Origin of the sequence: Coleofasciculus chthonoplastes PCC 7420 (genome assembly GCF_000155555.1) — a bacterium.
GTDB classification, from domain to species: Bacteria; Cyanobacteriota; Cyanobacteriia; order Cyanobacteriales; family Coleofasciculaceae; genus Coleofasciculus; species Coleofasciculus chthonoplastes_A.
Genome location: NZ_DS989843.1, coordinates 187,431 through 198,878, shown reverse-complemented (window position 1 = coordinate 198,878; position 11,448 = coordinate 187,431). Strand labels below are relative to the sequence as shown.

The window sequence follows — 11,448 nt, the reverse complement described above, 5'->3', positions numbered from 1 at the left end:
TATTTTACTCCCTTTCCAGAACTTCTAATGTCAAAATACCCTTTCGTTTCTTTACGATTAGTTCGATACTATCTAACCACTGAGAACCGATTAAAATATCAGGGAGTCCTTCTCCAACGTGAACGGGAATGGTAAACTCTTGGTTATCGATCATTACCGTTCCTGCATAGAGGTCAAAAAGCTCATTACCTCGCGCCGTTGTCATGTCGATTTCATAGGCGATCGCAGACCACTGTAACGCCTCGATATCCTGAGCGTTAAGCGCTAGCCAACCTGTGGTAAAACCCGTATCTAGAAGTGCTTCAACGGCAAAACATTCGCCATTTGCGGCTATCAGTTTAATCTCAAAGAACAACTCCCCATTTTCACCAAACCTGCCTACAATCATATCGTGCCGCAGGTTCCGGTTTCATTCAGTCGAAAGATTGTTAGCTTAACATCAGTATTGACATAACGTTCTTGTCCTTTTTGAATCACTCCTTCTAGTTTTGGGTCAATTAAATAGTCGCCGCTATCGGGTTCTATGGCAATGAACCAATTGTAGTATTGTTCAATCAGTTCCGGGCGAAGTCGTTCAAAAATAACTCGGCAACGCTTGCCCAGTTCAATGCGTTTCGCTCTGCGTCTGGCTAATTCTTCTGGCGGAATGGTATATTTTGGGAATATTCGTCCCCGTCTTGGTTGGCGCTTCTGTGGTAAGGATGTCATGTTGATAAGAGAATGTTACATTAGGGATTTTTGTAATGGTATTGTAGCTAAATCTGTCCCAGTAAATTCAGGGGGGTGTCGTGCGATCGCGTGTTAATAAAAGTGTCCCCACTCTGTTTTAAATGCCACTCCATAAGCTGTCATACATTTAAATTGGGTATGAGTAGCGAGCAAGATGCTCACCCTACAAGAATGCTCGCCATCATCATAAAATTGCACCTAAATTCCAACAGCACGAGAAATCCACACAGCATTATCCAAAAGTGCGATCGCAGATCTTGTCGGGTGCGTTAATGAAATGTAACGCACCCTGTATAGTGCGATCGCATCTGTATCTGTCGTCCTGAGTCGAGTTCGAGGCTCAAAGCGTCCTCGGCGAGGCTCAGAGTGTCCTTAGTCGAGGCTCAGAGTGTCCTTAGTCGAGGCTCAGAGTGTCCTTAGTCGAGGCTCAGAGTGTCCTTAGTCGAGGCTCAGAGCGTCCTTAGCCCACACGGGCAAGAATTCAAAGCCTCTCTCCTTGCAGGAGAGAGGTTTGGAGAGAGGTTTCCCCTCTGTCTTTTGCGATACCATAGTTAGCACCTCCTCTCTCAATTCCCCCATGGATGAACAACGCCAACAAGCCTATCTAACGCTGATTAATGCCCTATTAAACTGTCCCAGTGGTGAGGAAGGGCAGATATTACAGGATAACGCCGAGTTAGTGGATGCGGGGTTAGTGGCAACCATGACACAGGTGGCGGAAACGTTAGCAGAGAGAGGGGATGAAAATGCGGCGCAGCTTTTAACTAGAATGGCGAATCAGTTAGGGGAATTCTTGGGATTATCTGCCTCAACGGCAACTCCTCAAGCTCAACTCGACTTCCTGATCCAAGTATTACAAGCAACGTCAGATAGTAGAGGTAATCCGCAAGTTGTCTATCCCCTCCTCCAGGAAAACTTGCATCTATTGGATGATAACTTTGCCCGGATATTGTATGACTGGGGAACGGCAAAACTGGCAGAGGTGGAAGCCGAACAAGCCCAAGCTATTGCTTTAACTATTGGTGAATTCAGTAATCTGATTGGGCAGTTTCCTTTAGAAAGTCAGGCAAATCATCTGGAAATCGCGATTACGGGTTATGAAGTGGCGCTGGCTATCTTTAGTTGTGATAATGACTCAGAAACTTGGGCAATTCTTCAAAATAATCTGGGGAATGCTTACAGGGACAGAATCCGGGGAGAGAGGGATGAGAATATAGAACGTGCCATTGCCTTCTATAAAGCCGCCCTTAAAGTTCGCACCCGTCAAGCCTTTCCTAGTGATTGGGCAATGACGCAAAATAATTTGGGGAATGCCTACTGGAAACGAATCAAAGGAGAAGCAGCAGAGAATATAGAAATAGCAATCGCCTCCTATCAAGCTGCCCTGGAAGTTTACACCCGTGAAGCGTTTCCCAACTATTGGGCGGATACGCAAAATAATCTGGGTGCTGCCTACTGTAAACGAATTGAAGGAGAAGCAGCAGAGAATATAGAAAGTGCCATTGCCTTCTATCAAGCCGCCCTAGAAGTTTACACCTATGAGGCGTTTCATACAGATTGGGCAGAGATACAAAATAATTTGGGGAATGCCTACAAAGACAGAATCCGGGGAGATAAGGCAGAGAATATAGAATTAGCGATCGCCTCTTATCAAGCTGCCATAGAATTCCGCACTCGTAAGGCTTTTCCCCGCCAATGGGCAATGACGCAAAATAATTTGGGGATTGCCTACTCTGACAGAATACGGGGAGAAGCAGCAGAGAATATAGAAAGAGCGATCGCATCCTATCAAGCCGCCCTAGAAGTCCGCACCCGTGAGGCTTGTCCCAAAGATTGGGCAGAGACGCAAAATAATCTGGGGAATGCCTACAAAAATCGCATTCGGGGAGAGAGGGCAGAAAATATAGAAAGAGCGATCTTTTCCTTTGAAGCTGCCCTGCAAGTCCACACCAGTAAGGCTTTTCCCAAAGATTGGGCAATGACGCAAAATAATCTGGGTCTTGCCTACTCTGACCGAATTCGGGGAGAAACAGCAGAAAATATAGAAAGCGCAATCGCCTCCTATCAAGGCGCTCTGGAAGTTCACACTCGTGAAGCCTTTCCCAGCAATTGGGCAATGACGCAAAATAATTTGGGGATTGCCTACTCTAACCGAATACGGGGAGAAGCAGCAGAGAATATAGAAAGCGCGATCGCTTCCTATCAAGCCGCCCTTCAAGTCAGAACCCGTGAAGCCTTTCCTAGCGACTGGGCAATGACGCAAAATAATCTGGGTACTGTCTACCTCGACCGAATCCGGGGAGAGAGGGCAGAGAATATAGAAAATGTGATCACTTCCTTTCAAGCCGCCCTTGAAATCAGAACCCGTGAGGCATTTCCCCTAGACCATGCTGGAACCCAATTTAACCTAGGACGGGCTTACCGAGATGCCCAACAATTGGATAACGCCTATCATGCCTAGCGTTACAACGAACTTTATCCCTATAAACCCCTCAAGTTTGACCAACTCTCTACACTGATTGATAAAAACACGGCAATTATTGAATGGTATATTTTCCCTGACTGTTTCCGTGCGGTGATTATTACGGCTGACAATCCTCTGTTCATTTGGACATCCACCAATGAAGACTTAACCAACCTAGGAACCTGGGAAAATGACTATATCGACGTTTACAACCGCTTCAGACTTGCCAACACTGACACCGAAAAAGAACAACACCAACAAGACTGGGAAACCTTTCTCTCCTCTCGCCTCAAACAACTAGCTGAAATTCTGCATATTAACGATCTCCTCGCCCACATCCCCGAAACCTGCACTCAATTAATCCTGATTCCCCATCGTTATCTTCACCTGTTCCCCTTCCACGCCTTAGACTTATTCTCTCGCTTTCCCAAAGGCATCCGCTATATACCCAGTTGCCAACTCCTGCACCAATTACAGGAACGACAACGCCCTCACTTTCAACACCTCTTTGCTATTCAAACTCCCACACCTGATTTATACGAAAAAGACTTAGGTGCAGTATCTGCCATCACCAGACAATTTCCCCAGATTGATAGCCTCAAAAAAGACAAAGCCACCAAATCTGCCCTTCTCTCCTCTAGGGAAACTCTCGACGCTGCCAACTGTTTGCTATTCTTCTGTCACGGCTATTTTCGTTCGGATTCTGTTTTGGATTCCGGCTTACAGTTAACAGATGGATTCCTCACCCTAGAAAATATCATTGCTGATTTTAGCCTGAGTAATTGTCGCCTCGTCACCCTTTCCGCCTGCGAAACAGGCATACCGGAAATTAAACCCAGCGATGAATATATCAGCTTACCCTACGGTTTCCTGTTAGCGGGTAGCACCAATGTTATCAGTAGTCTGTGGGCAGTCAGCGCTGCGGCTACAGCATTATTAATGGTGAAACTGTATCAGGAACTCCAGCAGCAGGATAACATCGCCCTCGCCCTGAATACCGCCCAATGCTGGCTCAGAGATAGCACCGTGCAGGATTTTCGCGCATGGCTACCCCACTCCCACCTCAATCGGATTTGGCGGATAAAATTGGATCAGTACTTCCACTCAATCGAAGCGGAAAAGGGAGCCACAGAAAAACCGTTTGAATCTCCCTATTATTGGGCGGCTTTTTGTGCTGTTGGCAAAGGAGTTTAAATTATGTCTGATTATGAAAATAGCATCTCAGCTTTTTGTCAAGTATTAGACGATAAATCTGACTTACTTTCAACCCAAGACTGGGCTGACTTACATCAACGGATGATTAATCTATCAGATGATACAGAGGAAATCATTGAGGAAATTGACCAATGGTTAGAGTCTCATCCTGAGATATCAACTGCTTACAATGAGCAGTTGCGAAAAGCGCCAACAGATTCTTCTGTCAACTTGAACAAATACTTAGGTGCTGGGGGAAGCAAATCTCCCACGCCAGCGAATCAACCAAGCCCAGCGGCGAAGGACATGATTATTAATCATATTCTCAGACATTCACCCCCATCTACACCTCAGACAAACCCACCCAATCCTCAAGGTTCCAATTAAGCGATAGGGATTGGCGGTTCGACTCAAGCTGATATTTTCCCCCTCATCCCCTAACCCCAACTCCGGTGCAACAAAAGCGAAGCCTCCTCTGTCATCCCCTCTCTTGCTCCCCTCTCCCCGGCGTGGGAGAGGGGCTGGGGGAGAGGGGCGATATCTTCAGCTAAACAGGGTACGGCAATGCCCATTGGTGTCAACTTAAGGTAGAAAAGCAATGCTGGCAAAGTTTTAAGCTGTGTCTGTCTATTCCTCAACATTTTCCCCCTCATCCCCTAACCCCTTCTCCCACCAGGGGAGAAGGGGAACCGGATTCTCTGGCTCCCCTCTTACTCCCCTCTCCCGTGCCAAAAAAGCGAAGCATCCTCTGTTATCCCCCCTCTTGCTCCCCTCTCCCCGGAGTGCTATGCATTACCCACATCTTTCTTAAACATTGTGCGATCGCGTTTTCAAGCCGTTAGTTAAAATGGAACTTAATAGCTAGGAGTGAAGTAACTGCCAGGTAGCAGCGATATCTTGTAGTCTCTGCCAACCGCGCCAAATAGTTTTGACTCCAGGTTCACCATCATGTTTACGCCCTAAGAAACCGCCGAGTTGAGCAATCCAACCAACGGCTTGCCGGAGAGAAGGAGGTTGTTGTGGAGGTATAGGTTGAGAGTGAATAGTACAATAGAGAGCTTGCCACTCATGGGTCTGTAAAACAGTATCGCAAGGTGTATCAGGACTAGAGCGAGCTTGATAAGTGAGCCACAATAAGCGCCAAGCAACAATGGAATAAGTAGCCAAAGCACACTCAATACGCTCTCGTGTTTCCAATTGTAGTTGTTCGAGGTGACAACCGCTTTTAAGAACGTAGTGATAGCGTTCAATCAGCCAGCGAAAAGAGTACCATCGTATACATTGGACAGCTTCATCAAAACTATTGACAGGTAGGGTGGTTAACAATAACCAGCAAATGGGTGTGGTATCCTTGGGTGGATGAGATTCAGTAGCTAATACCACTTGAAGAGTAACTGGAGACAGTTTAGCTCTTTGGAGATGATGGCGAGGTGGTTGTATCTCTAGGGTAGCAAAGCGAACGGTTAGGGTAGCTTGCCTCTGGGGTCGCTGACCGTTACGAGGTACAGTAATGGTGACCAATCCCGCAACTGGCGCTTGCTCAATGCTGGCGTGCAAATACTTGGCTTGATGGTCAACACGACGATTATGAGTACCTCGGATCAATAGATGCGATCGCCTTTGACGAGTCATGGCAAATAAATCGTAAATATCCGCTTCGCGATCGGCAATCGTCACCACCTCTATGTCTTCAGGTAAGGCTAACTCGGTCGCAACGGAAGCACTTAGCCAGCATTGACTTTCTTTGTCGGCAGTCTGCCTTTGACGACGAGTATGTCGCTTGCCTACCTCTTGTGGATTACGTGCCCACACTTGTTGGTGTAGTACTCCTAAGGGTACGCCCAAGGTACTCACCGCCAACACCGAATGAACTTTTAATCCCGTCACCATTGGCTTGCTACTAATCGGACCCATACCCTTCTTGCTCGGATGGTGAGTGAAGTTGAGATCCGTTGTGTCTTGTATTGCCAAGACAACACTATGCTCTTGTGACCGTTCCACAGTACTGATTTGATGAGACAAACGGATGTCATCGGGTTTGATGCGTGGTGATTTCCACAAGTTGTAGGTAGCTTTGGTTGCTGCCCAATTTCCACAAGCCGTTGGAATGCTTTCATTCGGCTGTGCGGCTAAGTCTTCGACAATTTTAACCAGGCGTTTATTTCGCCGAGCATCACCTAAGTTAGCGTACCGCAATTCTTGGGCTGCCCATCGAAGTTCTTTCATTTCTTTATTTTCAGATGCGAATGCCACAAGAAGGGATTATAAGCTCTGGCTCCTGATACATCCAGTCAGGCAATCCCATCCCGTAACCCGATCGCATCTGTAAACCAGCAATTGTACTGACTTGGACTACACAATTGCGCTCAGTCCCGCCAGATCGTGACGCGATCGCACAATGTTTAAGAAAGATGTGGGTAATGCATAGCCCCGGAGTGGGAGAGGGGCTGGGGGAGAGGGGCGATATCTTCAGCTAAACACAATGCCGTACCCCTACAGATATTCTGTATTATAGGCTAATAAAAATCGCGGCAATTTCCATCAACAAATGACGAATGACGAATGACGAATGACCAATAACTAATCAATGAAAAACCTCAGCCTCACCCTCTACGCCTTCCACCTGCGTCAAACCCTCACCGACGCCCCCGATCGCGTGGCGGATGATGCGGCTTTATTATGGGATAATCTGACTAATCTGGGACATTTCCCTGGACTGACTACCCTCAAATCCCAACTCATCTGCTACACCAACACCGAATACACCCCCCAAAACGAACCCGGACAAAAAACTTACTGGCTTACTCACGCCCAAGATATCGATTTAGGCGCTATCCCCACCGCCGATGGCTTCAAAATCACCGCCAATCTGCAACCCTTTCGCCTGAATGACACCTACGCCATTGATCTCACTCTCACCCCCGACTCTCCCCACCTCGACATCACCATCCCCCAACTCCAACACTTCCGCCCCGAATCTCTCCTCCCCGCTACTATCCAAGCCTCCCTCGGACAAACTCTGTGGGTATACGCCGAAGTAGACGCCCAAACCGACTGCGCCAGCCTCGCCGAACAATGCGCCACCGCCCTCCTCGCCAACACTTCCCTCAATCCCAGCCTCCAGCATCAAGGCATCCTCTTCGGTAGTCACCTCTTCGAGTACCTGGCTAAAGAACCCAGCGAACCCAATAACCCCGCTAAAGAATGCCACATTCTCATATCCCTAAATAACACCCAATCTCCCACGCCAAAACTCGCTGCCAAAGCCCACGACTGGCTGATGCAACTCCTCTGTTGCCATCACAAACTCCGCTACATCTATCACCAATCCCGCCAACGCTACCCCGACGCCCGACACCTCTACAGCCAGTTAGAACAACAAATCCAAACCTTACCCAACCTCACCACCAACCCCCAAACCCGCCTCGACGCCCTAAAAAACCTGCTCAACCAAATCCCCCCAACCTCCCTCAAGTACAGCCGATGCTTGCGTGACTTACGCGCCCACCAGACGGCGATCGAAACGGATATCACAAATCTTGAAGAATGTCAAACTCAGATCAAAGCTATCGGCAATATCCCCCAATTCTGGGGCAAATTCCTCAAAGAAAGCCATGTCTGGAAACAGCAAATCCAAACCGATATCAATTATCTGTCACCCGGACAAGACTTATTCGGACAAATGCTAGAAACCGTGCGAGGTATCGTAGACTTAGATCAAGCACAACGCGATACGTTCCGAAGGAACAGGCTTCGCCAACGCGCTTTAGACCAGAAGCTGCAAAACCTAGAACTCTGGATAGCCGTAGTCGGAACCGGATTAGCCGTGAGTGGGATATCCTCCCAAGTCGATTCCCAACCCATCCAAACCTTTCTCCAGAATCAAACCAACTCCGAAACACCTGTATGTCCCGGTGCAGGTGTAGTGAAATGTACCACCTACAATGGTTTGAACATCCTGATTCATATTATCATTGCCTTTGCGATCGCGCTTCCCATCGGTTTAATTCTGCGACAGATTCGCCATCCATCCAAATAATGTCCTATGTCCTCCAGACGCGCCATGGCGCATCTCTACACCTTCTCCATCAACCTTGGCGAGGATAGCGATCGCTCTGCTCCGGCTGGCAACTCGATGGTATTGGGTTTGACGATTACATTAATCATCGGTAGCCTTCTTGCTCAGCTAATCACTATTATCGCCGAGAATGGAGATTTGGACTAATACCAAATCCGGGGAACGCTATCCCCGTTATAACCCAGTCCGCGCAGGCGGACTTTGTTTGTGTAGCAGCGATTTCAATCGCCTCCTCTTGCTTCTCGCCTAAAACAGAAAAAAAATAGGGATGATATTCACCATCCCTACTCAATGAATCAATTAAACTGTCCGAAATTACAGCACAGGAACATACTGCTCCTTCTCCGGAACATGAGTATATTCCGCCACAATCTGACGAAACTCCTCGCCGTCAATGGTTTCCTTCTCAATTAACAGATCCACCAAGCGGTCAATTACAACGCGATTGTCGCGCATAATCCGCTTAGCATCGTCGTGACAATGTTCCACAATCCGGCGCACTTGTTCATCAATGCGAGATGCGACTTCTTCGGAATACTCCGCCCGATTCGTCAAGCCGCCACCGAGGAATACTTCTCCCTGTTGACTTTCTAGAGACAAAGGACCTAAATCGGACATGCCGAAACGGGTAACCATTTGTCGCGCCATTCCGGTCACCTGCTGTAAATCACCACCGGCACCTGTGGTAACTTCAGAATGACCAAAAATCTCTTCTTCGGCAGCACGACCCCCTAATGCCCCAGTAATCCGGGCTTTAAGCTGTGCGCGGGTAATTAAGCCTTGCTCTTCACTGGGCGTAAACCAGGTTAATCCTTGCGCTTGACCCCGAGGAATTAAGGTCACTTTCTGCACTGGATCATGATCCTTTAGCACCGTCCCCACGATCGCATGACCGACTTCATGGTAGGCAATTAACCGCTTACTCTTGCTATCCACTAACGGTGTGCCTTCCATACCCGCTACCACCCGGTCAACGGCGTCGTTGATTTCCAGCATGGTAATCGCTTCTTTGCGCCGACGGGCGGTCAGAATTGCGGCTTCATTCAACAAGTTAGCTAAATCTGCCCCAGTAAACCCAGGCGTGCGTCGTGCGATCGCTTCAATAGAAATTTCCGATGCAAGTTTCTTATTCCGCGCATGGACTTCCAGAATACCAATCCGTCCTTTCAGATCCGGCGCATCGACAATCACCTGACGGTCAAATCGTCCGGGACGCAATAGGGCGGAGTCTAACACATCAGGGCGGTTAGTCGCAGCAATAATGATAATCCCAGTATTGCCTTCAAATCCATCCATCTCCGTCAGCAACTGGTTCAATGTTTGCTCCCGTTCATCGTTACCGCCGCCGATACCCGCACCCCGTTGTCGCCCTACGGCGTCAATTTCATCGATAAAGATTAGACAAGGTGCATTTTCCTTGGCTTTCTTGAACAAGTCACGGACACGGGACGCACCCACACCGACAAACATTTCCACGAATTCACTACCAGAGATACTAAAGAACGGAACCCCAGCTTCACCCGCGATCGCTTTCGCCAATAATGTTTTACCGGTTCCCGGAGGTCCAACTAACAGCACCCCTTTCGGAATACGTGCGCCAACTGCCGTAAACCGTTCGGGCTGCTTCAGGAACGTAACCACTTCCTGCAATTCTTCCTTGGCTTCCTGAATTCCCGCTACATCATCGAAGAGAATTCCAGTTTTCGCTTCCATCTGGAACCGGGCGCGAGACTTACCAAAGTTCATCGCTTGACCAGGACCTCCGCCCATATTACTCGAACGACGGAATAGGAAAAATAACCCACCAATTAATAAAATCGGAAAAATTAAATTCCCTAAGATTCCCCAAATAGCCCCATCTTGGCGGGCGGGATGGGTATCTAAAGCAATATTAGCCTCTCTCAGCTTCGTGATTAGCTCCGGAGAATTAGCAGGCAAATCGACGCGCCAGCGATTCGTTTTATTCAGCTCCGGGTCAGTCGCTTCTACAATTGCCGTTTGACCCCCATCATAGAGGTCAACACTCGTGACTCTCCCTTTCTCAACGTATTCTAAAAAGCGACCATAATTCATCCGGGTGCTGGCGGTATTTTGACTTAAATCACCAACAGCCGGAGAAAACGCTCCCTGCCATAGGAAAAACCCAATGACAAGAGCGGGTATTGTCCAAAGTAGGAGAATTCTCCAGGAAAATTTCATTGCTTATGAGCCTCTAGATATTTGTTTTCTGCTTTGGCTTTTGCTCTTAAAGAGCCTCTTGTTTAGCACAAAGCCTAGCTTAAACGGTGGTTTCAATAGGAAACTTTACTTCTGCTTAATTAAATTTAACGTAATTCTCAGGATTTGGGCAACTGTCTTATAGTCATTCGTCATTTGTTAGGGAACAGGGAACAGGGAACAGACCAAGAACGCGCCTACACTGGAGGATTCAATCCTCAACCTGTAGACGCGCTAATCTAAGCTAGACAAAAAACGTTTGACGTTTAGCGATTAAGGGAGCCGTATTAGTAGGTTTCAACGTGCCAGCGATGGGCTTTCTTCATAGATTTCTGGAAATCAGCCCAGTTCGTCCCTTGCCGTTCAGCAGCAGCCGAAAGTGCGGCATCAATGCCATCTTCCATTCCCTTGAGTCCGCAAATGTAGGTGTGGGTATTATCCTTCTGCATTAACTCAAACAATTCATCGGCGCGTTCATCCACCCGATTCTGGATATACATCTTGCCACCCTCTTTGTTCTTCTGTTCACGGCTGATGGCGTAGGTGAGACGGAAATTATCGGGAAACTCTTGCTCGAGTTTTTCCAATTCCTCTTTGTACAAAATGTTTGCCGTATAGGGGATACCAAAAATCAGCCACGCAAACCCTTTGAAGTTGTAGTCTTCGTGCTTTTCTTTCAACATCCGCCACAGGTAAGCCCGGAAGGGGGCAATTCCTGTACCTGTTGCCATCATCAGGATGGTAGCATCTGGATCTTCGGGAAGTA

At 47.9% G+C, this 11,448-nt stretch carries 9 protein-coding genes and 1 pseudogene; 5 read left to right on the top strand and 5 right to left on the bottom strand.

What is annotated here, in order from left to right; genetic code table 11:
* Positions 1-4: 4 nt before the first annotated feature.
* Together MC7420_RS04800 and MC7420_RS04795 are read right to left on the bottom strand one after the other, a co-directional pair.
* On the bottom strand, positions 5-388 hold the full coding sequence (locus tag MC7420_RS04800; protein ID WP_044205122.1) for an aspartyl protease: 384 nt from the start codon (positions 386-388) through the stop codon (positions 5-7).
* Entirely contained in the window at positions 385-708 is a 324-nt protein-coding gene (locus MC7420_RS04795) for a hypothetical protein (protein WP_006098841.1), read from the bottom strand. Before MC7420_RS04795 ends, MC7420_RS04800 begins: the two co-directional genes overlap by 4 nt.
* A 598-nt stretch (positions 709-1,306) precedes the next feature.
* Here MC7420_RS04795 and MC7420_RS42285 point away from each other — a divergent pair.
* From MC7420_RS42285 to MC7420_RS04785, 3 genes are all read left to right on the top strand, one after another.
* Positions 1,307-3,190 (top strand): tetratricopeptide repeat protein, encoded by a 1,884-nt coding sequence (locus MC7420_RS42285; RefSeq protein WP_006099119.1) that lies wholly within the window; start codon positions 1,307-1,309, stop codon positions 3,188-3,190.
* 114 nt (positions 3,191-3,304) lie between these two features.
* A complete protein-coding gene (locus MC7420_RS42280) occupies positions 3,305-4,387 on the top strand; it encodes a CHAT domain-containing protein (protein WP_006098777.1) in 1,083 nt (360 codons plus the stop codon).
* 3 nt (positions 4,388-4,390) lie between these two features.
* Positions 4,391-4,774 (top strand): hypothetical protein, encoded by a 384-nt coding sequence (locus tag MC7420_RS04785; protein ID WP_006099008.1) that lies wholly within the window; start codon positions 4,391-4,393, stop codon positions 4,772-4,774.
* A 474-nt stretch (positions 4,775-5,248) separates the two neighbouring features.
* Here the strand turns inward: MC7420_RS04785 and MC7420_RS04775 are convergent, their stop codons facing one another.
* The gene (locus MC7420_RS04775) at positions 5,249-6,613 is read right to left on the bottom strand and encodes an IS4 family transposase (RefSeq protein WP_006102762.1); all 1,365 of its coding nucleotides are present in this window, start codon (positions 6,611-6,613) and stop codon (positions 5,249-5,251) included.
* A 361-nt stretch (positions 6,614-6,974) separates the two neighbouring features.
* Between MC7420_RS04775 and MC7420_RS04770 the strand changes: the two genes are divergently transcribed.
* Both MC7420_RS04770 and MC7420_RS39190 read left to right on the top strand, forming a co-directional pair.
* Complete coding sequence (locus MC7420_RS04770) at positions 6,975-8,426, top strand: hypothetical protein (protein ID WP_006098927.1); 1,452 nt, start codon at positions 6,975-6,977, stop codon at positions 8,424-8,426.
* 6 nt (positions 8,427-8,432) lie between these two features.
* On the top strand, positions 8,433-8,612 hold the full coding sequence (locus MC7420_RS39190) for a hypothetical protein (RefSeq protein WP_157453041.1): 180 nt from the start codon (positions 8,433-8,435) through the stop codon (positions 8,610-8,612).
* 168 nt (positions 8,613-8,780) lie between these two features.
* On the opposite strand, the gene ftsH2 is transcribed toward MC7420_RS39190, so the two are convergent.
* Both ftsH2 and MC7420_RS04760 read right to left on the bottom strand, forming a co-directional pair.
* Entirely contained in the window at positions 8,781-10,664 is a 1,884-nt protein-coding gene (gene ftsH2 / locus MC7420_RS04765; RefSeq protein ID WP_006098770.1) for an ATP-dependent zinc metalloprotease FtsH2, read from the bottom strand.
* 305 nt (positions 10,665-10,969) lie between these two features.
* A pseudogene (locus MC7420_RS04760) lies at positions 10,970-11,448 on the bottom strand (ferredoxin-NADP reductase); the annotation flags it as partial.

Coding starts and splice junctions, on each gene's coding strand:
- MC7420_RS04800 (WP_044205122.1), bottom strand. CDS start 388: ATGATTGTAGGCAGGTTTGGTGAAAATGGGGAGTTGTTCTTTGAGATT.
- MC7420_RS04795 (WP_006098841.1), bottom strand. CDS start 708: ATGACATCCTTACCACAGAAGCGCCAACCAAGACGGGGACGAATATTC.
- MC7420_RS42285 (WP_006099119.1), top strand. CDS start 1,307: ATGGATGAACAACGCCAACAAGCCTATCTAACGCTGATTAATGCCCTA.
- MC7420_RS04785 (WP_006099008.1), top strand. CDS start 4,391: ATGTCTGATTATGAAAATAGCATCTCAGCTTTTTGTCAAGTATTAGAC.
- MC7420_RS04775 (WP_006102762.1), bottom strand. CDS start 6,613: ATGAAAGAACTTCGATGGGCAGCCCAAGAATTGCGGTACGCTAACTTA.
- MC7420_RS04770 (WP_006098927.1), top strand. CDS start 6,975: ATGAAAAACCTCAGCCTCACCCTCTACGCCTTCCACCTGCGTCAAACC.
- MC7420_RS39190 (WP_157453041.1), top strand. CDS start 8,433: ATGTCCTCCAGACGCGCCATGGCGCATCTCTACACCTTCTCCATCAAC.
- ftsH2 (WP_006098770.1), bottom strand. CDS start 10,664: ATGAAATTTTCCTGGAGAATTCTCCTACTTTGGACAATACCCGCTCTT.